The 19,305-nt window shown below is 50.7% G+C and carries 24 protein-coding genes; 23 read left to right on the plus strand and 1 reads right to left on the minus strand.

Annotated features, from left to right (window positions below; all coding sequences use genetic code 11):
- Positions 1–19 precede the first annotated feature (19 nt).
- Positions 20–232 carry a hypothetical protein gene (locus VPNCDNU1_RS19175; RefSeq protein ID WP_104401810.1) on the minus strand — a complete coding sequence of 71 codons (213 nt, stop codon included), beginning with the start codon at positions 230–232 and terminating at the stop codon, positions 20–22.
- Positions 233–823: 591 nt separating this feature from the next.
- On the opposite strand from VPNCDNU1_RS19175, the gene VPNCDNU1_RS19180 reads away from it, so the two are divergent.
- The 23 genes from VPNCDNU1_RS19180 to VPNCDNU1_RS19290 all read left to right on the plus strand — a co-directional run.
- Positions 824–1,558: an AHH domain-containing protein gene (locus tag VPNCDNU1_RS19180; protein WP_104401811.1), complete on the plus strand. Its 735-nt coding sequence runs from the start codon at positions 824–826 to the stop codon at positions 1,556–1,558.
- Positions 1,555–2,145 (plus strand): hypothetical protein, encoded by a 591-nt coding sequence (locus tag VPNCDNU1_RS19185; RefSeq protein WP_104401812.1) that lies wholly within the window; start codon positions 1,555–1,557, stop codon positions 2,143–2,145. Before VPNCDNU1_RS19180 ends, VPNCDNU1_RS19185 begins: the two co-directional genes overlap by 4 nt.
- Before the next feature lie 185 nt (positions 2,146–2,330).
- A complete protein-coding gene (locus VPNCDNU1_RS19190; RefSeq protein ID WP_104401813.1) occupies positions 2,331–2,687 on the plus strand; it encodes an antiterminator Q family protein in 357 nt (118 codons plus the stop codon).
- 152 nt (positions 2,688–2,839) lie between these two features.
- Positions 2,840–3,250, plus strand: a complete 411-nt coding sequence (locus VPNCDNU1_RS19195; RefSeq protein WP_104401814.1) for a glycoside hydrolase family protein — start codon at positions 2,840–2,842, stop codon at positions 3,248–3,250.
- Entirely contained in the window at positions 3,247–3,651 is a 405-nt protein-coding gene (locus tag VPNCDNU1_RS19200) for a 3TM-type holin (protein ID WP_104401815.1), read from the plus strand. Before VPNCDNU1_RS19195 ends, VPNCDNU1_RS19200 begins: the two co-directional genes overlap by 4 nt.
- 3 nt (positions 3,652–3,654) lie before the next feature.
- Positions 3,655–3,849 carry a phage holin gene (locus VPNCDNU1_RS19205; protein WP_104401816.1) on the plus strand — a complete coding sequence of 65 codons (195 nt, stop codon included), beginning with the start codon at positions 3,655–3,657 and terminating at the stop codon, positions 3,847–3,849.
- A gap of 30 nt (positions 3,850–3,879) precedes the next feature.
- The gene (locus VPNCDNU1_RS19210) at positions 3,880–4,314 is read left to right on the plus strand and encodes a terminase (protein ID WP_104401817.1); all 435 of its coding nucleotides are present in this window, start codon (positions 3,880–3,882) and stop codon (positions 4,312–4,314) included.
- The gene (locus VPNCDNU1_RS19215; RefSeq protein WP_104401818.1) at positions 4,292–5,785 is read left to right on the plus strand and encodes a terminase; all 1,494 of its coding nucleotides are present in this window, start codon (positions 4,292–4,294) and stop codon (positions 5,783–5,785) included. Before VPNCDNU1_RS19210 ends, VPNCDNU1_RS19215 begins: the two co-directional genes overlap by 23 nt.
- Entirely contained in the window at positions 5,786–6,043 is a 258-nt protein-coding gene (locus VPNCDNU1_RS19220) for a hypothetical protein (protein WP_104401819.1), read from the plus strand.
- Complete coding sequence (locus VPNCDNU1_RS19225) at positions 6,043–6,783, plus strand: hypothetical protein (RefSeq protein WP_104401820.1); 741 nt, start codon at positions 6,043–6,045, stop codon at positions 6,781–6,783. The genes VPNCDNU1_RS19220 and VPNCDNU1_RS19225 overlap by 1 nt, the downstream gene beginning before the upstream one ends.
- Positions 6,780–8,906: a portal protein gene (locus VPNCDNU1_RS19230; RefSeq protein ID WP_145959471.1), complete on the plus strand. Its 2,127-nt coding sequence runs from the start codon at positions 6,780–6,782 to the stop codon at positions 8,904–8,906. Before VPNCDNU1_RS19225 ends, VPNCDNU1_RS19230 begins: the two co-directional genes overlap by 4 nt.
- On the plus strand, positions 8,896–9,132 hold the full coding sequence (locus VPNCDNU1_RS19235) for a hypothetical protein (protein WP_104401822.1): 237 nt from the start codon (positions 8,896–8,898) through the stop codon (positions 9,130–9,132). The genes VPNCDNU1_RS19230 and VPNCDNU1_RS19235 overlap by 11 nt, the downstream gene beginning before the upstream one ends.
- A 39-nt stretch (positions 9,133–9,171) precedes the next feature.
- Positions 9,172–10,137, plus strand: coding sequence for a hypothetical protein (locus tag VPNCDNU1_RS19240; protein ID WP_104401823.1), 966 nt, complete (start codon positions 9,172–9,174; stop codon positions 10,135–10,137).
- A 26-nt stretch (positions 10,138–10,163) separates the two neighbouring features.
- On the plus strand, positions 10,164–11,153 hold the full coding sequence (locus VPNCDNU1_RS19245; protein WP_104401824.1) for a DUF5309 domain-containing protein: 990 nt from the start codon (positions 10,164–10,166) through the stop codon (positions 11,151–11,153).
- A 59-nt stretch (positions 11,154–11,212) separates the two neighbouring features.
- Positions 11,213–11,419, plus strand: a complete 207-nt coding sequence (locus tag VPNCDNU1_RS19250; protein ID WP_104401825.1) for a hypothetical protein — start codon at positions 11,213–11,215, stop codon at positions 11,417–11,419.
- Between the two features lie 41 nt (positions 11,420–11,460).
- Positions 11,461–11,736 carry a hypothetical protein gene (locus VPNCDNU1_RS19255; protein WP_201797139.1) on the plus strand — a complete coding sequence of 92 codons (276 nt, stop codon included), beginning with the start codon at positions 11,461–11,463 and terminating at the stop codon, positions 11,734–11,736.
- Positions 11,736–12,308: a phage adaptor protein gene (locus tag VPNCDNU1_RS19260; protein ID WP_104401827.1), complete on the plus strand. Its 573-nt coding sequence runs from the start codon at positions 11,736–11,738 to the stop codon at positions 12,306–12,308. Before VPNCDNU1_RS19255 ends, VPNCDNU1_RS19260 begins: the two co-directional genes overlap by 1 nt.
- Complete coding sequence (locus VPNCDNU1_RS19265) at positions 12,305–12,913, plus strand: phage adaptor protein (RefSeq protein WP_104401828.1); 609 nt, start codon at positions 12,305–12,307, stop codon at positions 12,911–12,913. Before VPNCDNU1_RS19260 ends, VPNCDNU1_RS19265 begins: the two co-directional genes overlap by 4 nt.
- The gene (locus tag VPNCDNU1_RS19270; RefSeq protein ID WP_104401829.1) at positions 12,903–14,528 is read left to right on the plus strand and encodes a hypothetical protein; all 1,626 of its coding nucleotides are present in this window, start codon (positions 12,903–12,905) and stop codon (positions 14,526–14,528) included. Before VPNCDNU1_RS19265 ends, VPNCDNU1_RS19270 begins: the two co-directional genes overlap by 11 nt.
- Positions 14,525–14,977, plus strand: a complete 453-nt coding sequence (locus tag VPNCDNU1_RS19275; protein ID WP_104401830.1) for an N-acetyltransferase — start codon at positions 14,525–14,527, stop codon at positions 14,975–14,977. Before VPNCDNU1_RS19270 ends, VPNCDNU1_RS19275 begins: the two co-directional genes overlap by 4 nt.
- Entirely contained in the window at positions 14,970–16,442 is a 1,473-nt protein-coding gene (locus VPNCDNU1_RS19280) for a tail fiber domain-containing protein (protein ID WP_104401831.1), read from the plus strand. The genes VPNCDNU1_RS19275 and VPNCDNU1_RS19280 overlap by 8 nt, the downstream gene beginning before the upstream one ends.
- Positions 16,439–17,650 (plus strand): hypothetical protein, encoded by a 1,212-nt coding sequence (locus tag VPNCDNU1_RS19285; RefSeq protein ID WP_104401832.1) that lies wholly within the window; start codon positions 16,439–16,441, stop codon positions 17,648–17,650. The genes VPNCDNU1_RS19280 and VPNCDNU1_RS19285 overlap by 4 nt, the downstream gene beginning before the upstream one ends.
- The coding region (locus tag VPNCDNU1_RS19290) for a hypothetical protein (RefSeq protein WP_167404838.1) at positions 17,640–19,305 on the plus strand (1,666 nt) is incomplete at its 3' end. The genes VPNCDNU1_RS19285 and VPNCDNU1_RS19290, both read left to right, overlap by 11 nt.

Here is a 19,305-nt window from a genome sequence, read left to right on the forward strand (position 1 = left end):
GTTTTTTTGAAACATTTGCTCAATACAGGTATCTCAATATCCCAATGAGTTTGCCAACAGGGCGAGAATACTCAGTTTCCCATCCCAGGTATTCTCGTCCGTCGCTGTCCTTGTACAGCCCAAACTCTCCGCTAGGGGGTAATTCTCTAGGGTCAACCACGACCAGATCGCCAACCTTTAATGCCAACTCGTTGGGTTCAACATTTCTGATTCTCTTTGATATGTAGCGCATAGCGAAACCTCTCATCCTTGATTTGATCAATGGTCACGTCCATGTGCGGGTCAAAAGAAAATTAATGAAAAACATCAAGTTAGGCAGTTAAAGGCTAAGAGTAAGCATAGATTGTTCGTGCTGATTTTGGGCTCTGTTCTATCTATATGATTTCTTTGCTTGATATTCTAACTCGACGGATTTCTCGCTTTTGGATTGGTTTCTTATACATAAAACTGTATATAAAAACAGTATGTATTTAAGTGAGTAGCGTCACTTTTTGTGAATGTGTCTAATAAAGATAACAAGCAAAGTAAGGTATTACTCAGAGTCGACTTCGGTGAAGTTAACCCCAGATAAGTTATTAGAGGTCACTACATCGAAAAAACCGCCCGGCTGGTCAGTGCAAAAAGTGTGCATGAACCTTCCGCCTGTCAACAGGAATAATCAACTATTGGCTGCATTGGCAGCCAAATCCACCAAATACATCTTCCGGCATTGTTTTATTTATTCCTTTAGCTTTTTAAACAGAATCGTAATTTTTAGATATTTATTTGCAACTAGTTTCTTATTGGTGTTATTACTACAAAAAATCAACACATGGACATGGAAATGCAAACAGGCTTATCTACCGCTGGACACCGTTCAAATCGTCCTGCAAACCCATCAGCAGCAGAATTAGCTTTAGACCGTTATGATATGTTGGTCAGAGACTTCTACATCAAATACAAATCGAATAAGGCTCCTAAGGCACCCAAAGCACAAGTAAAACGAATGCTTGAGGCAGAGCAAAGAGATCTAAAGTTTTTGAAGATGAAACGCACTCAGCTGATCGCTCATGCCAAGGTTGCAGAGATGGAAGCTGAACTTAGAGATTATGTGGAAGGAAACCAAAGTAAAAAGCTGAAGGAACTTTCGGAAGAAGAACATCACCCAACTCAAAAACTGGCTAGAAATCTGACCGCAGCAGGTGAACCCAAACCCACTATCAATCATGAAGCTCACCACATTGTTCCGGGCAAAGGTCGATTCAAACAAGCCGCCATTGAGGGGGCTCGGATTGAGCTACACATGCATCAAATAGGCATAAACGATCCTAGAAATGGTGTTTGGATGATGAATTTCAAAAAGAACCTTGATTTGAATTGGGCTGACCCAAAGTCACCGGCTCATCGTTCAATACACCGATATAACTATGAGAGTTGGATTGGAAGAGTATTCTTGACGGGTGGTATGACAAAACAAATGGTACTTGCTCGGTTAAAGTGGATTAAAATGAGCCTGAAAGATGGAAAATACCCTTCAAAGATTACAGAGAAAAAAGATGTTAGTTGGAATGGCTCATGACCGTTTATAGAATCACAGAAGACCCTACTAAATTTAAAACCCTTTCATTGTTGCCGAGTGATTTGGCTGAACAATTGGGGGACTTTGAACTTGTCAGAGACATACTTCAACAACCTTCAAACAATGCGTCACTGAAACCTATATGGGGTAAGGTGAATTCAGAGTTTGCTGATGTCCTCAATAAAGATTCAGAAACCCCTGATATCAGTATTTGGTGCAATACATTCCTCATATTTTCACCCAAAGCCTATGATTGCTTGCACACACAGTTATCCACGTGTGGCGAGTTTTTACCAATCCATGTAAAAGGTGAGACTTGGTACTTCTTTACTGCACAGACATTCGCAAAAGAAAACAAACAGTTAACCGTCCAAAAAATCGAATACGGTGAATTGATTGGATTGGAAGCACTGGTTTTCGACGAAGAAGACACTAAAGATAAGTACCTCTTCAAATCCATTGAGGAAGGTCCAGTAAATCTATTCTGTACTGACACACTTCGAGACCTAGTGACAGAACATAAGTTAACAGGCATTGGTTTCTCGAACGATTTAACAGGTATCGATTTTATTGGTGAACCGGAGTAAACGGGTTTGAAATGATAGCGCCATAAGCAGCTATCAAACCGCCTAACACATTCTCTCTCCCTTTCCTTCTCGGTCATTTGCGATTATGGTTATCGCAAGGCAGTGGTGTCGGATGATGAGTGAACCCCTTAAGTGGTCTGAGATTTCATCGCATTATCTGCACGTTCAAAAAAGAGAGGACATTTATGGCGGAGCTTATTACTCATAACACTCCTTGGCTCTTAGAGCAGTGGGGACGATGGGCGAGGGTGAATAGCGACCTGACCGTGGGCTATCCGTCCATCACCACTTTCACGAAGTTACTGGGCTCAACTTTGCCTTCTCCGCTCATCAATGATGACGATGCCATGTTGGTGGACAGTGCCGTCGCCAGGCTTAATCGCCGCGACGAAGAGATGGGGCAGGCAGTGGTGTTGTTTTACACTGGTGGTAGTAACGTGTCTCAAGTCGCCAGGTGGCTCGACATTGACCGACGCAGAGCGGATGTCCTTGTGAAATCCGGCACCGCCTGGGTCGACGCAGCGATAGACAACGTGGCTTAGCGCCTTGTCAAAATAGTTGATTTTTTGTACACAACCAACTAGATTAAATCTCATATTATGTAGATATGCGCCCTGAACTCAGTTCGGGGCGTTTTCGTTTGTAAACCCGGTTGCCTTAAGGTGCCGGGCTTCCGTGTTTTAAGGAGCGCAGAATGAATCTGACCGAGCAGTTGAAAAGGCACGAAGGGTTTCGGCGTTACCCTTATCACTGCAGCGCGGGCAAGCTAACCATTGGCTTTGGTCGTAATCTTGAAGATGTAGGTATCGATAAAGAGGAAGCCGAGCAACTTCTTGAAAACGATGTGCAGAAGGTGAAAGCCGCGCTCGCCAAGAAGTTACCCTGGTATCAGACAATCTCTCCGGTCAGACAAGCCGTGCTTGAAAATATGGCGTTTAACATGGGCGTTGCCGGGCTTTTGACCTTTAAGAAAATGCTCAGAACCGTGAAGTCGGGTGATTACGCCTCCGCTTCCAATGAAATGTTAGACAGCCTATGGGCGAAGCAGGTGGGCAAACGAGCCACTGAGCTTGCTGAGCAGATGAAAACCGGGAGGTGGGCATGAGCATTTGGAATGTCCTTACCGGATTGGTCAAACCCGTCACTGACGTGATTGATGCGTTGCACACCAGTGATGAAGAACGCCTTCAAGTTAAAGCCAAACTGTTTGAGATGCAAAACGCCATGGCCACTCAGGTGATGGATTATGAAGCGAGGCTCCTGGAAGCGAAAGCCCAAGTCATCACCGCGGAAGCACAAGGGGCGAGCTGGTTACAGCGTAATTGGAGACCCGTGACCATGCTGACGTTCTTGGTGCTGGTCGTCGCAGATGCCTTTGGTCTGACTGAGTTTCGTTTGTCAGGTGAAGCCTGGACGCTATTGCAGATAGGTCTGGGCGGCTATGTGGTGGGGCGCAGCGCAGAAAAAATCGTTCCCAAAGTCAACGACGTAATGAAAAAGGACTGAGGCATGATCGAGAGAGCGGCGGTGACGACTACTTACAGCGCCTCTGCCATTACCGTGCTGGCTGGACTCACCATCAATGAATGGGTGGCTCTTGGAGGATTTCTTATCGGGTTGGCGGGCTTAGCCATGAACTGGTGGTTTAAAAAAGAGCACCTCAAACTGGTTCGAAGGAGGGAGCATGATGAAGATGAATCGTAGTAACCGGCTGCGAAATGACGGAGTGTAAGTATGCCGACATGCAAACGCACTCAACGCCGAGACAATCGATTCTTTGATGCCCTTGAAGCGGGCTTTGGGGTCGGAGAATCGGCACGCCGTGCCGGCTATTCTCGAAGAAGCACCTACGACTACCGAGACCAAGACGCAGACTTCGCCAAACGCTGGGAAGAGGCGATTGAAAGCCACGTTGAAGCCCTTGAAATTGAAGCGGACAGACGAGCCAGTGTTGGGGTTGAAGAGCCGGTGTTTTACAAAGGGAAAGAATGCGGACGGGTTCGAAAGTACTCAGACAATCTCCTGATGTTTCGCCTGAAAGCACTGGCACCGGAAAAGTATCGAGAACGCCGGGAATTGACGGGCAAAGACGGGGGACCGATTGAGACCGCCGTGTCGTTTACCTGCATGGTACTAGAAGCCGTCGATGGACAAACCCGATCTAAATAAAGCCATTGCTTTACTGGGTGACCGGAAATGGCGGTTAAACCACCTGTATTACATTGAGGACAAAAAAGGGCAGGTCGTACGATTTCAACTGAATGCTGCACAAGAAAACCTGCTCCATAACCTTCACTATCTCAATCTGATTTTAAAAGCTCGGCAGATGGGCTTTAGTACATTCATTCTTTTGCTTGCCTTGGATTGTTGTTTGTTCAATTCCAACTTAGCCGCCGGGTTGGTCGCGGACACGCTGGACAATGCCAAAGGCTTGCTCAGTCGCATCAAATTTGCCTATGAGCGTTTGCCCGCTGATATCAAACAGGCGGTGCCTGTGCTGACGGACAACGCGTTAGAGGTACGATTTGGCAACGAAAGTTCGGTGGAAGTCGGGGTATCACTGAGGTCGAGCACCAAGAACTTTCTGCACATTTCTGAATACGGCAAAATTTGCGCGCAATCGCCAGACAAAGCCAGTGAAATCCGTTCGGGTGCACTCAATACGTTGGCACACGGACAACTGGGGTTCATTGAAAGCACGGCAGAGGGAAGAGGCGGGGACTTTTTCAACAAAACCGAGCAGGCGAGAAAGATACAGGACGAAGGGCGTGACCTACTGGACATGGAATGGAAGTTTCACTTCTTTCCCTGGTTTCAGGACCCGTCCTATCAAACCCGTGACCGTATTCGGATGACGGCTGACGAGATGAAATACTTTGATGAGCTCGCCACTGAGTTCGGTATTCAACTCACAGAAGATCAACAACACTGGTACGTATTGAAGTGGCGTGAACAAGCCGAAGACATGAAAAAAGAATACCCGTCGACACCGGAGGAAGCGTTTTGTGGAGCGCGCGAAGGGGCGTATTTCGGTAAACCTATCCAAGCACTGCGACAGCGTGGAAAGATTGGTCGTTTCGAGTTTGAACCACGGAGTGTGGTCAATACGTTCTGGGATTTAGGGGTATCAGACAGCACGACCATCTGGCTGCACCAGGAAATCGCGGGCAAACATCGCTTTGTCGGGTATTACGAAAACAGTGGTGAAGGCATCGCTCATTATATTGACTGGCTCGACCGCTGGCGAACTCAACGTGATGCCCGTTTTGGTCGCCACTTCGGTCCTCATGACGTCGAGCACCGAAAACAGGGACTCGAAGCCAAGTCCATCAAGCACATCGCGGCGGAAATAGGCTTTGCGTTCGAGGTCGTCCCAAGAACCCCGGACAAACTCAATTCCATACAGTCGGTGAGAACCGTATTGCCGGAATGCGAGTTTGACGCCTCCGCGTGTGATGAAGGGATCCTGCATTTGGAAAATTACAGCCGGGATTGGGATGACAAGTATGGCGTCTGGAAACGACACCCGCGTCATGATGAGCACTCGCATGGTGCCGATGCGTTTATGGTGTTCGCTGACGGGTACCAGTCGGACACCTCGGTGAAGGTTCCTGAATTCAAAGTGAGAAAGGTGGTTTAAATGCAGACAACGCAAATACTGGTCAGAGATACTGCTTGGTCAGAAATTACGCCCTCTTCGACGGGACTGATCTTATCACGAGCGGCTGAAGGTATGTTGCTGTCAGTGGGCAGCACCGCGCCATTGCAAAACCAACATGCCCATGAAATTTCTGGTGCTGACGCCTATAAAGGGCTTTCAATAGGTGGCTTGTCCAGTACAGACAAAGTCTATTTGAAAAGTCTCAAAGGCGACCAGTATCTTGTGGTGACGTACTGATGGAATGGGATATAGGGCGCTTTGGTTTTACCCCCGAACTGACCGGGTTTCGCTTCATTCAGGTCGCCAAGCCTTTTAGACCCTCGGATGTGCGAGGTTTAATTGGGTGGTACGACGCCAGCCAGGCAAACACCATCACGCTAAACGGCAATGAAATTACGCGGATAGATAACCGAGTCGCAAGTGGTCGGCCCATCGAAGCGCTGGCTTATGGTGGTCCCGATTATGTCCCAAGCCATGCTGTGGCTAACGGTATGCCCGCTGCTGTCTGGCCCCAATTAGATAACCAAAAGGGGCTAGGATTAGGGGTCGATGCCAGTGTTAAACACCTGTTTGTGGTTGCGGCGTATAAAAACGGGGTAGAAGATCGATTCAGTCAATACAACACCATCTATACCGACCTCTTTGGTATATCGGAAGTTAGCTCAGCTCGCGTTATGGGGACGTTGAATGCATCAAGCATATTCAATCAAGCTGAATTCGGTGTGTTGGCTTCGGTCAATGACAGACAATTGACCAATGCGACTACATTATTGCCGCTCCCTCTGTCTGTGTTACATTTTAGCCAACTTGGACCGTTTAATATCTCCGCATTTGGCTCTAATAATGCCGGTAGTGGTGCCAATCGAGCGTGGCAGGGGTGTGTATGTGAAGTGCTGGCATTCAGTTTGGACATCGCTCCCTCAGAGGTGCAGAAGATTAAAGATTACTTGTATCCAAAATGGGGGATCCAGCCGTGATTGACGAGCCCTTAGGCAAAGATCATGATCGCCTGACCAGCCATGTAGCCGGGCTTATTGACGCCTGTGAGCAATACTCCGAAGAACAAAAAGCCAGTCGTGATAGGTCACTGAATTACTACAACGGAGAAATGGACGATCTGACGCCAGAGGAAGGGCGCTCGGCGTCCGTATCAAAGGACGTTCGCAGTGTCATCAAAAAGCTGATGCCCTCCATCATGCGTACGGTGTTATCGAACGACAAGATTGTCGATTACGAACCCATTGGACCGGAAGACGAAGAAAGCGCAGAACAAGCCACCGACTACGTCAATCATGTGGTGGTACCGGAATGCGGAGCAGAGCAGGCCATTCATGATGCCGTGTTTGATGCACTGCTGGTCAAAACGGGCGTTTTAAAATGGACGGCGTACTCTCGAAAACAGATCAAGGTCTATGAATTCACCAATCAGCCTTCGTCGGCGTTACTTGGACTCGAAGGAGAGGCAGACATTGACATCATTGCACTTCAGGAACGACCGGAAAAAGACACTCCAGATAATGATCTCGACGCCCAGCGCTATGATTTTAAGCTCCGGCGTATTGAAGACCAGATCGATATCCAGCTTGAAGCCATACCACGAGGCGCCTTTTTGATCTATCCGGGCAGTACCCGTATTGAAGAGAGCCCGATTGTGGGGGAGCGCCAAATTGTGACCCGATCTGAACTGGTGAGTCGTGGTTACGATAAAGAAGACATCGCCAGCCTACCTGAGTATGACCGAATTGGTGACGAGGATGACAGCCATTCGAGGCAAGGGGACGACTGGAGTGACAACCGAACGCAAACATCGAGCGCAATGGACTCTGTCCTGATTTATGAAGTGTATGTGCGGCTGGATCTGGATGACGATGGTATTGCTGAACTTTACAAGATGTGTTTTGCCGAGTGCAGTCAGGACCAGGAAGGAAAACACCTGATCCTGGCCATGGAAGCGGTCAGTGATGTGCCATACGCCGAGGTGGTGGCAGAGCGTGAAGCGCACCAGTTTGAAGGTCATTCGGTGGCAGAAGACGTGGTGGACATACAGCGTATCAAAACCGCTTTGCTCCGGGAAACTCTCGATAACATCTACTGGCAAAATAAAAAACAACCCGCACTCGACCCTTCAAAGCTGACAGAAAGTGGAATAGAAGCCGTCTACAACCCGGCATTTGGTAAACCGATTACCTTGAAGTCTGGGGCAAACGTTCATGATGCGGTTCAGTGGATGGAGGTGCCGTTTGTGGCAGACAAGTCCTTTGGCATGATGGACTACCTAGACAATGTTGTTCGCGACCGTACCGGTATTACCGACCAGTCAGGCGGATTAGACCCAGAGGCCTTTCAGGGTATGACCGCCACCTCCGTACAATTGATGTCTGAAAGTGGGATTGCCCAGGCGGAAATGATCATCCGTTCTCTTACACGTGGCATTAGAAAAGCCTTTAAAGGGCTATTGAAACTGGTCATTGCTCATGCGGACGAACCTCGCACGGTACGTCTTCGCGGGGAATGGGTTGAGTACGACCCTCGCCACTGGAATGTGGATATGGATTGCAAAGTGAATGTGGGGTTGGGGGCGGGGTCGAAAGAGCGCGATCTGACCGTACTGCAATTGATCCTCGGTTTACAGAAAGAGATTTTGGCGTCAATTGGTGCCGACAACCCCTTCGTCAAACCCAACCAGCTATACAACGTTTTGGAAAAAATTACCGAAACAGCGGGTTTCCCCAGTGCAGAGCCGTACTTCACCAAACCCAATGAGGAAGAGATTGCGGCAAAACTGCAGCAAGAGGGACCGACCGAGGCAGAAATGAAACTTCAGGCACAGATGCAGTTAGAGCAGATGAAGGCGAGTGCCAGATCTGCCATTGAACAGGCTCAGATGGAAGCGGACATCCGAGTTCAACAGGTCGAATTGGAAAAAGACACTCAGCTTCAGATGATGAAGGCACAGCAAACACGTGAACTGGCGGTAATGAAAGGCGAACTCGACCTTTTAAAACACCGTGAAAAACTGCAGTTTGAGCGGGAAAAAGCCGGGCTCAATGCTGGATCGTTAAGCCCATTTACGGCTGGACATTTATACGATGGCACATAAAGCGTCACCCAATGGGGAAGCCGAAAGGCTATTGAACCACCCACTTATTCACCAAATTTTGGACGATCTGGAACGCGACGCGTTGGACGCGATAATCAATACCAATGACGAAAAACATCGCGCAGAAAACGTTTGGGAAGTTCGTTCTATCCGATCTTTACGGCAGAAGTTAAAGACCCTCGCTGAGGGCAAGACCATCCTGCCTAAAAAGGGCACCGTAGCGTAATGCTGGGTGCGAACCGACGACATGAGAGGACGTTGAGACATGCCAGAGCAAGAACAACATCTTGAAGGCGATATCACCATCGACAAGGATACGGCAGACAGAGCATTGGATGAGGATCACGAATTTGACACCCTTGAAGATGCGATGGATGCACTCGGAGACGATGACACTGTAATCGACGAGCCCACCGATTCTAATCATTTGGACTCAACATCGGACGATGGTCTGTCTTTGGATGCCGAAGAGGCATCTGACGAGGCGGACTTTGAAGACCGCAATGATGAGTTGATCGCGTTAGATGATGGAGAATCTGTTCAGCTGGACGAGCTGAAAAAGGGCTATTTCCGTCAAAAGGATTACACCCACAAGACTGAAGCCCTGGCGCAGGAGCGCAAAGCCGTGGCGACCTTACGAGAGAACTACGACCAACAGGCTCAGTCACTCCAAACAGCGTATCAAAACCTGACCCAGTTTTTGGAAAGCCTTATCCCACCCGAACCGGATTTGGGACTGGCACAAAGTGATCCCGCCGCTTTTCAGTACCAAACCGCCTTGCGCAATAGTGCGGTAGCGGAAATTGAGAAAGTGTATACGGCGAGTGAGCAAGCACAGAGCACAATACAGGCAGCCAGTGAGCAAGACAAAGCCCACGTGCGTTCAGAAGAAGACGCAAAACTGCTTAATGCCATGCCTATGCTTAAGGACCCCGGTCGTCGGGCGTCGTTCGATGCCGCGAACAAAAAGACGGCTCTGGAGTTTGGTTTTTCTGAACAGGACATCGAGTCGACAGCGGATCACCGTATCTTGCAACTGGTGCATTACGCCCGAATTGGCAAGGTCGCGGAGAAAAATCGCAAAAATGCTCGTCGCCGTCTGACTGAAAAACCGAGCAAGGGCAACCGGTCCACGCCTGCACCAGGCAAACCACCCAAAAATCGAGAGGCCATGAAACGCTTAACCGAATCAGGGACGTTGGAAGACGCCATGGCGGTGGATTTCGACTGATCCTTTGAAAAAGAGAGGAAAGCCAAATGGCAAAGCTAGCCAATACCTTTGTGTCTTCGGATGCGGTGGGTAACCGCGAAGAGCTGTCTGATGTAGTCAGCCGCATCACCCCTGAAGATACCCCCATCTACTCCATGATCAAAAAAGAAAAGGCAAAATCGACACACCCGGAATGGGAGATTGACGAGTTAGCCGCGCCTGGAGAGAACTTCCATCCAGAAGGCGACGAATTTGATTTTGACCGCATTGACACCCCCGCTCGAGTCGGAAACTACACACAAATCTTTCGAAAATCCTGGGCCGTATCCCGAACACAAAATTCGGTGGATAACGCAGGGAATGCCGAGAAGATTAAGTACCAGAAGCTGAAAAAGGGCATCGAGATCCGAAAAGACATTGAATATGCCCTCTTAGATAACAAAGGGTCGGTGGCCACGGATCCGAGGAAGATGGGCGCATTGACCTCTTGGTATGAAACCAATGTTGATCGCGGCGCTCTAGGGGCGAACGGCGGTTTTAACGCAGCGACAGGACTGACCGTACCTGCGACTGCGGGGACTCAGCGGGCGTTCAGCAAAGCCTTACTCGACACAACCATGCAGCAGGTCTATCACTCGGGTGGTACCACGAAATTTGCGGTGTGTTCACCTTACGTCAAATCGGTGTTCACCACCTTCATGTCCGATCCTAACGTGGCGCAATTTCGTTATGCCACCACGGGAGGCAAAAACACCATCATCGCAACGGCAGATGTGTACGAAGGGGACTTTGGAAAAGTGATGATCGTTCCCAATCGGGTGCAGTCTGCAAACGCAGCGATGGCCTCAAATGTACACCTTCTTAATCCCTCTCTTTTGAGCGTTAAGATGCTCGACAAAATCAAAAATGTCCCGAACCTTGCCAAAACAGGCGACGCGGAAAAAGGCGTTGTGCTCGGGGAAGGGACGCTTTGTGTGAAAAATGAGAAAGGGCTGGGGGTTATCGCGGATGTGTATGGGATGAGTGCAACCCAATGATCGACACGTTATGGCACCGAGTAACCTGTGTTCTCGGTGCCAACTAAGGAGTGACTGACATGAGTAGAAGCAGAGCCGACCAGGCAACCACACCAAAAGAGGACACACGCACCCCGATTATTTTGCGTCGGGACTACTGGGATGAGAGCGGGAAAAGGCATTCCGAGGGAGCACAGGTCAATGTATCGGTGACGACAGCGAAAGCCCTAATACAAGCAGGGAAAGCGGAACGCGCCGATCCTCTACCAGGCGAAGCGTTGTCATGACCATTCAAGATGGTGATTGGACGCTGGTGGACCACGATCCCATGACGGGTCGGATGGTCTGGCGAACGGAGCAAGATGGCATGACCCATTTTCGCACTGACTACCCGGTGGACGCCGTGATTGATGACAATGAGAGGGCATTCAATGAGAGTTTACATCAACGATTTGGTGATGGTCAGCGGGTCGCTTCTATCCCTTTGAATGTCTACTTTGAACAATTGCATGAGGCTCACTTACAAGGGGATAAGCAGTATCTTAGCCAGTGGCTTAACGACCCGAATAACCGCGCCTTCCGGACGTTTAAAGGAAAGGTGTGATGATCCAGGACTATTCTGAACTCATTGCTGAAGCGTCCCATCGTTCAGGTGTCACTAACATTGCTCAACGCGCCAGGATGTTGGTGGGGATGGCTGAAAAAAATCTGTCCAAGCGTTTGCGACTGGCGAACATGGAAACGGTGGCGGAGCTGACAACCGACGCCAACGGATCAGCGAGTCTTCCTTCTGACTATCAGGAAATGCGGTCTGTCCGTGTCTGTGGTCGAGAGATCAAACGCCTGCCGCTTGATGTTTTGCTTGAGGGGCATCAATGGGGTTTTGCCATTCAAGGAAAGGCACTGAAATCCTCATACCAGTCCAAAGTACACCGGCTTGTTTACTATGCTGCGATCCCCAGTCTTGAAGCCGAAAACACCAGTTGGTTATTGGATGATGAGCCTGAACTCTACCTTCACGCGTTGCTTTTCCAGATCTACACCGCGAACAACGACATCGACAAAGCTCAGGCAACCGCCAGCTATCTATCTCTGTTGATTGAATCCGCAAACCAAGCCGACCACATGTACCGGCACGCGGGGACGCGCATTCATCTTGGAGGGATAGTGCCGTGACCGCTGAAACGGTCTTGACCAACGTGCTGTTGGAAATCGGGCTGGACAATCCGTCTGCTCAACTTACCAGTCACGAATACGAAATTCGCCAGATCAAAACATTCATGAATGCGGCAGGGTCCGAAATAGCCCGCCGAGCAGAATGGTATCACCTGGTGAAAGAGCAGGTTGTCTCTGGAGGGGTGAGTGAGGCAATCCTGCCGGATGATTTTTATATGCTGACCGAACACAATGCCGTGCGTTTGAATAAGGCTGGCTTCCATCCCGTCAGGCTCGCATCCAGTCCTGAAGTATGGGCGTTATTATCAGAACGCCCATCCGCGCAACCTTACTGTCATCTCCATGCAGGCAAAATTCTGTTTTCACCCGCGCTTGAGACGGAAGGCGCAACCGTCCGTTATGTGTCAACGCATTGGGTTGAAGGTAAAGCCGAAGTGACTCAGAACGGCGACAAATTGCTTGTCCCTGAACGACTGATTGAAAAAGGGACCATTTGGCGTTGGAAACGTCAGAAGGGCTTGCCGTATGATGATCTTTTAGCGGAGTTTGAAGCGGACTTTCTGACGGAAATTCACGCTGACCGAGGGGGAGAAGATGCGCATTAACCCTGCTCGTGTGCGCTCACTGAATCGAAAAATTACCCCGAGTGACAAATCTCCGTCTGCCCAAAATCAAGCCTATATGGCGCCCGTTGGCGGCATGATGACCAACACGCCTTTGGCAAGCCCGCAGCGTCAAACCGCACTGGTTTTAGAAAACTTCTGGCCAACGGCAACGGGCATTGAACCGCGTGGCGGGACAAAACAACGCTGCACGATTGCCGGGGGAGTAGAGGCTCTGTTTCAATACCGTGCCGGGATCCAACCGACCTATTTTGCAGCAGACACCCACCATGTTTATGAATTTTCTGATGCCACCTTGTCTGGCTCCACCTTATCCGCCGTTGTGACCGGACAGACCAGCGCCGACTATTCTGTTTTGGAAATGCAGACCGACGGGGGCGCATTTTTGACCATTGTCAACGGACAAGATCACGCTCAAATTTATGACGGGACACACTGGCAGCCGATCACAAATGCGTCCACACCGTTCGCCATCACTCAGGTTGCAACGGATCGGCTTAGCCACGTGTGGTCATACCGCAATCGTACGTTCTTCATCGAACGAGCAACGATGAATGCGTGGTATCTGGGCATCAATTCCGTGGCGGGACCCGCGAGCAGGCTCCCGTTGTCGGGGGTGTTCAATAAAGGCGGAGCCCTGCTATTTGGGGCAACTTGGTCCTCTGACAGTGGTGCGGGTATGGATGATCGCTGTGTCTTTGCGACCAATCAAGGGGAATTTGCCGTCTTCAGTGGGGGCAACCCCGGCGATGCGTCGGACTGGCAGTTAAACGGGGTGTATGACATCGGTGAGCCATTGGGCAAAAATGCCATCATGCAAGTGGGCGGCGATCTGATTGTTGCCACGAAAGCCGGTTTGATACCCATCTCCGCCGCCACAACCAAAGATCCATCCCAACTCAAACTGGATGCCCTCAGTTTTCCTGTCGACACCGACTGGCGACGTGAAGCGATTTTGTCCGGCAATATTGGCGGATGGCGCCTGATCAAATGGGACAGCCGTAACATGGCCATTGTTGCGCCGCCACATCGTGATGCAGAACAAGGCTATTGCTGGGCAGTGAATATGGAAACAGGCGCCTGGACGAAGTTTACCGGATGGCGAATTGGAGACATTTTTGTTTTGGGGAACCATCTCTATTATGGCGATGACAGAGGCAATATTTATCGCTGTGATGTCGGCGGGTTCGATAACAACAGCGCCTTTGAATGTCGCGCCTGTTTCAGCTTCGATAACCTTGGAATGCCGGGCGCACTGAAGACTGCGCATGCCGTGAAAGGCATATGGCGCTACCGCACGCCCTTTACAGTCCGGCACACCATCGGCAAAGACTATAAGCCTGTTTTTGGTGCCGCCCTGTCTGTTCCGCTGTCTACTGGCGGGCAGCAAGGGAAGTGGGATGAGTCTTATTGGGATCAAGTCCAGTGGGCAAATAACGACGAGGGTTATCAAATCAAAGAAAAATGGGAAAGCGTTTCCGCGCATGGTGAAGTATTGGCACCCCAGGTCCAAATCACTTCTGCCCAAAGTTTCAAACTGGACTGCGAATTGGTATCGATTGATTTGGTGTATTCGACAGGGGGACTTGTCGTATGAAATCCACCTTTCCCGTCTGCGATTGCCAACCTGAAATCAAAGCGTTTGTTGAAAACGGTCTATGGCAAGGCGCGCGCCATTTTGGACCCTGCCACTGCTTAGGATTTGCCAACGATTCTGAGGGATTGGTGGCGGGTATGGTGTACCACAACTACGACCCCCACGCTGGGGTCATCGAACTGTCTGGGTATGCGGCAAGGCGGGATTGGACGAACAAGCGGTGGGTTCACCTTGTCTTTGATTATCCGTTCAAAAGTTGGGACATCCGCCTTCTGGCAGGTCGGCACAGCGAACGCAATCGTCTGGTTCGTCGCATCTGGCGCAGAGTCGGTGCATGTGAATATCTGATCCCCGAAATGTGGGGGGCAGATGAAGCCGAAGCCGTTGCCGTTTTAACCCGTCAGCAGTGGGAGCAATCAAAGTTTAGAGGAGCATCTGAACATGGGTAAGAAATCCTCCCCACCACCACCTCCAGCACCGCCACCACCAAAGGAAACGGCTGCGGCACAAACATCGACCAATATTGGGACGGCGATTGCGCAGCAGGCATTGAACAATGTCAATCAAGTCACTCCAGGCGGGGCCTTAACGTATTCTCAATCAGGCTCACACACCTACACGGACCCCGGAACCGGCCAAACGCACGTTATCCCAACTTACACCGCAACGCAGACACTGAGTCCTGAAAACCAGCGTATTCAGAACAAAACCAAAGAAGCGCAACTCAACTTTTCCACCTTAGCGGCAGATCAGTCTGCCCGCCTGAAAGGACTACTTGGTCGTCCTGTAGACGCGAGTACTCTGCCTGAACGCGGGGACGCAGAAGCCATTCGTCAGACAAACTTACAGAGAGTGGGTCAAGGTCCGGTATTGCAAACCGAGTTAGGTGAAGTGGGCGATGTTCAGCGTCACATCGCGGATGCCGGACCCATCACACGCACGTATGGCACGGACTTTTCAAAAGATCGTCAGCGGGTAGAAGACGCGTTGATGGCGAGAATGTCACCAAGATTAGAGCAAGATCGCCAGCGACTGGAAAGCCGCCTGGCGTCCCAAGGCATTCGTATGGGCTCTGACGCTTACCAATCGGCGATGGACGACTTCAGCCGACAGACCAACGATGCACGTTTTGGCGCAATACTGAATGCTGGACAGGAACAAAGTCGATTGACGGGATTAGCCGCATCACGGGCTAACTTTGAAAACGCCGCTCAGGCTCAGGCGTTTAAGCAAAATGCCGCGAACGCGCAGCTGAACAACAGCGCGCAGTCACAGGCATTTCAGCAAGAGTCGGAGCGGGTGGGACAGCGTAACGACGCTCTTCAGCAGATGCACCGCAACCGAGCCCAGGGCATCGGGATGGACAATCAGATGGCGACTCAGGAAGTCAATGCCGACATAGCTCGCTTTGATGCCATGAACACTGCTCGCAACCAGGCATTGCAAGAGCGGTTTGCCCTTCGCAATCAGCCCATCAATGAAATCACTGCGTTGATGTCAGGCTCGCAAGTGACCCAACCCAGCTTCATTACGCCCCAGACCGCACAGCTGGCAACCACCGATACTGCCGGTATTCAGGCAGGGTATGACAACGCGATGAACAACCGGTATGCCCGGCTGATGGCCAACCGGGGTCAGAATATGGGACTGGCAGGCAGTCTGTTTGGCGGACTTGCCGGTTTGGGTAGTGCGGCGATCATGGCTTCAGATAAGCGGGTGAAGAAAGACATTAAGAGAGTGGGTAAGACCCACGACGGACAACCGATATACACGTTCCGCTACAAAGACAGTGACGGTATCCAAATGGGCTTGATGGCTCAAGATGTGGAGAAGAAGACACCGGAAGCTGTGATAGAGCGACCTGATGGCATCAAAATGGTGAATTACGACCTCGCATTAAAGGGGGCAAAATGAGCACACAACCTTTTATTTTCGGTGGTAATACAGGTCGCTCTTACCAAGACATTAAACGAATGCGTGAGCAAGCCGACGCGTTAAAACCTTCTGGGCGTATTTCTGGGGGGATTTCAGGGTTCGGTGACGGGCTGTCGGCACTTGGCCGCGCTTTGTTGTATCGGATGACGACAGACAAAGCGGACAAGCTAGAGCAAAACGGTCGCCAGAGTTTCAATACCGAATTTAACCAATGGGCATCCCAGCCTGATTTCAAGGCTTCAGAGATGACCCAACAAAGTCAGAAACCGCCATCGACCGTTGGTGGGATGGATCCCCGCCTGGTAAAGATGAGCAGCAACTCTTTTGCCACGCCTGGACAACAAGCCTTAATGCAGATGATGCTCAAACGCCAGATGGATGCCAGTGCGCCCGCCGACCCGATGAAGCAAGTACAGCTTCAGAAAGCGCAGTTGGAACTTGAAAAAATGCGTAATCCTGAACGCAACGTTATCCAAGGTGCAGATGGTTTTAAATATTATCAAGACACCGGTGATCGGGTATTGCCCGGTGTGGAGATGCCCAACGATCCCTTAAGTGATATTCAGCTTCAAAAGGCACAGTTGGAATTGGCAAAAGCTCAGACGCCCCAAAACAGTGTGGACTTTGATACTGAACAGAAATTGCGAAAAGAGTTTTCCGGATTACCCACAATCAAAGATTTTTCCAGCATTAACGACAGTTGGGACAGGGTGCAAGCATCCGCTCATGATCCCAGTGCCGCGGGGGACCTGGCGTTGGTCTTCAATTACATGAAAATGCTAGATCCTGGATCAGTGGTCCGGGAAGGGGAATTTGCTACCGCTCAAAATGCCGCGGGCATCGATGAGCGTGTGGTCGGAATGTACAACAGAATCTTGAGTGGTGAACGTTTAACGCCCGTGCAACGACAGGATTTTGTCAGTCGCGCCGGACAGATGTTTAATGCTCAAGCAGGCAACTACAACGATGCCGTTGGTCAGTACCGTGGGCTTGCTGACCAATACTCGTTGGCACCGGATCGGATCGCAAACACGGTTGAACTCTATGAATCCACACCAGAACCAGCGACCGATCATCCTCAATTCGCGGATAACTATAGTCAGGAAGATTTAGAGTTCACCGCCAAGAAACACGGCTTGACGATTGAACAAGTACTTGAAAAGTTGGGGGGCAGATATGCCAACTGATCTACTTGCTCAAAGTGAGCCTCAAGATTTACTGACCCATCAACGCGACAGTGTCAGCCGCACGAGAAACCTGGCTCGCGAATTTAATCAGAAGTATGGCATCTACCCATTTTTCGGCGTGCCGGAAGGTTACAGCGCGTTGGCTCATGGGATCGATCAGGGGGGGGCAATGGGGTTTGGTGATGAAGCCACCGCCGCTGGTGCCGCCACCGCGGCTAAGTTGAACGCCTTACTGAGCGACAAAGACGTCGACTGGGGGCAGGCATATGACGAAGCGTTGGACGCAAGGCGCGAACAAATGAAATCCTATGTCACAGAGTACCCCAAGACGGCGCTTGGCGCAGAGCTGGCGGGTGGGCTGGCTTCGGTTGGCGGTCTCGTCAAGTCGGGGGTCACAACCCTAAAAAGCGCTAAGACTATCCCGACTGTACTGAAGAGTGGTCGAGAAGGGTTACTTTACGGCGGTATCGCGGGTGCCGGGCACGCCGAGGGCGATTTGGGTGATCGCGGAGCCGGTGCCTTCACCGGTGCGGTGACAGGGGCCGCGATGGCGGGCGCCTTCCCATTCGTGCTGTCCGGCGGTTCAACCTTGGGTCGTTTGGTGAAAGACAAAGTCAAAACAAACTTTGGCAGTCCTGAAGGTCAGGTCAATGCACGCCTGAGCCAGGCAATGCAGCAAACCGGTGTTACAGCAGACGATGTTCAGCGCAAACTGGATGAACTGGGCTCAGAAGCGGGCGTCATTGATACGTTGGGTCAGCCCGGCTACGCGCTCGCGCGTTCAGCTTCCAATACCAGTCCGGCAGCGCGTGAGACGTTAGAGAGCATGTCCGATACCCGAATGGCGGGTCAGCCTGATCGTCTGAACACCGCATTGGGAAAAGCCGCCAATTTGAACCAGCCGTACTCATCGTCTGAGCTGCGTCAGTTTGTCCGGGATGCCGCCAAGCCGGAGATTGACCAGGCGTACAACGCAGCACGTCAAGCGGGGTACGATTTGGACATGACACAGTTTGACGACATATTTCAATCCCAGATGGCACAGGACGCCTTAAACGAAGGCAAGCGTCTGGCAAGGGAGCGTTTGATTGCCGAAGGCGGCTCGGTGGACACCATGCCTTCTACGCTCGCCATACTAGACGAAACAAAAAAGAGCCTGGATGCGATGGCTCAACCCAAATTAGGTCAGCCCCTTACCAATCAGCAAGCCATTGCCGCACGTCTCTCTGACACGTTGAGAACACGTATTGATGACACACTGCCGGAATACGCTAATGCAAGGGGACTGGCAAAACACTTGTATCAGCAGGAGCAAGCGGTTGACTTGGGTGAACAACTGGCTAAGTCACACACCGGGGATGTGGCCAGGCGGATAGAATCGCTGTCACCCAATGACCGACCGTTTGTTGGGCAGGGGTTTGCTGCGAAAAAGATGGCGCAGGTGAACAACCGAAGGACGACCGCGGGGGCAGTGGATTCGCTGTTTGGTTCCAAAAATCAGCAAGAAGCAATAAAAACGGCGCTTGGAGATGAAGCGCAAACCGTGCAACAACAACTGGCGACTGAACGTCTCTTTGCCGATACTCAGCGCGCATTAACGGGCAACAGTACCACTGCTAGGCAACTTGCTGAAATGGGCGTAACAGGAGGGGCGG

Origin of the sequence: Vibrio penaeicida, from assembly GCF_002933855.1 — a bacterium.
Lineage (GTDB): Bacteria > Pseudomonadota > Gammaproteobacteria > Enterobacterales > Vibrionaceae > Vibrio > Vibrio penaeicida_A.

What these genes read in the sequence shown, in the direction of transcription:
- VPNCDNU1_RS19175 (WP_104401810.1), bottom strand. Translation starts at nt 232, where the DNA reads ATGCGCTACATATCAAAGAGAATCAGAAATGTTGAACCCAACGAGTTG.
- VPNCDNU1_RS19180 (WP_104401811.1), top strand. Translation starts at nt 824, where the DNA reads ATGCAAACAGGCTTATCTACCGCTGGACACCGTTCAAATCGTCCTGCA.
- VPNCDNU1_RS19185 (WP_104401812.1), top strand. Translation starts at nt 1,555, where the DNA reads ATGACCGTTTATAGAATCACAGAAGACCCTACTAAATTTAAAACCCTT.
- VPNCDNU1_RS19190 (WP_104401813.1), top strand. Translation starts at nt 2,331, where the DNA reads ATGGCGGAGCTTATTACTCATAACACTCCTTGGCTCTTAGAGCAGTGG.
- VPNCDNU1_RS19195 (WP_104401814.1), top strand. Translation starts at nt 2,840, where the DNA reads ATGAATCTGACCGAGCAGTTGAAAAGGCACGAAGGGTTTCGGCGTTAC.
- VPNCDNU1_RS19200 (WP_104401815.1), top strand. Translation starts at nt 3,247, where the DNA reads ATGAGCATTTGGAATGTCCTTACCGGATTGGTCAAACCCGTCACTGAC.
- VPNCDNU1_RS19205 (WP_104401816.1), top strand. Translation starts at nt 3,655, where the DNA reads ATGATCGAGAGAGCGGCGGTGACGACTACTTACAGCGCCTCTGCCATT.
- VPNCDNU1_RS19210 (WP_104401817.1), top strand. Translation starts at nt 3,880, where the DNA reads ATGCCGACATGCAAACGCACTCAACGCCGAGACAATCGATTCTTTGAT.
- VPNCDNU1_RS19215 (WP_104401818.1), top strand. Translation starts at nt 4,292, where the DNA reads ATGGACAAACCCGATCTAAATAAAGCCATTGCTTTACTGGGTGACCGG.
- VPNCDNU1_RS19220 (WP_104401819.1), top strand. Translation starts at nt 5,786, where the DNA reads ATGCAGACAACGCAAATACTGGTCAGAGATACTGCTTGGTCAGAAATT.
- VPNCDNU1_RS19225 (WP_104401820.1), top strand. Translation starts at nt 6,043, where the DNA reads ATGGAATGGGATATAGGGCGCTTTGGTTTTACCCCCGAACTGACCGGG.
- VPNCDNU1_RS19235 (WP_104401822.1), top strand. Translation starts at nt 8,896, where the DNA reads ATGGCACATAAAGCGTCACCCAATGGGGAAGCCGAAAGGCTATTGAAC.
- VPNCDNU1_RS19240 (WP_104401823.1), top strand. Translation starts at nt 9,172, where the DNA reads ATGCCAGAGCAAGAACAACATCTTGAAGGCGATATCACCATCGACAAG.
- VPNCDNU1_RS19245 (WP_104401824.1), top strand. Translation starts at nt 10,164, where the DNA reads ATGGCAAAGCTAGCCAATACCTTTGTGTCTTCGGATGCGGTGGGTAAC.
- VPNCDNU1_RS19250 (WP_104401825.1), top strand. Translation starts at nt 11,213, where the DNA reads ATGAGTAGAAGCAGAGCCGACCAGGCAACCACACCAAAAGAGGACACA.
- VPNCDNU1_RS19255 (WP_201797139.1), top strand. Translation starts at nt 11,461, where the DNA reads ATGACGGGTCGGATGGTCTGGCGAACGGAGCAAGATGGCATGACCCAT.
- VPNCDNU1_RS19260 (WP_104401827.1), top strand. Translation starts at nt 11,736, where the DNA reads ATGATCCAGGACTATTCTGAACTCATTGCTGAAGCGTCCCATCGTTCA.
- VPNCDNU1_RS19270 (WP_104401829.1), top strand. Translation starts at nt 12,903, where the DNA reads ATGCGCATTAACCCTGCTCGTGTGCGCTCACTGAATCGAAAAATTACC.
- VPNCDNU1_RS19275 (WP_104401830.1), top strand. Translation starts at nt 14,525, where the DNA reads ATGAAATCCACCTTTCCCGTCTGCGATTGCCAACCTGAAATCAAAGCG.
- VPNCDNU1_RS19280 (WP_104401831.1), top strand. Translation starts at nt 14,970, where the DNA reads ATGGGTAAGAAATCCTCCCCACCACCACCTCCAGCACCGCCACCACCA.
- VPNCDNU1_RS19285 (WP_104401832.1), top strand. Translation starts at nt 16,439, where the DNA reads ATGAGCACACAACCTTTTATTTTCGGTGGTAATACAGGTCGCTCTTAC.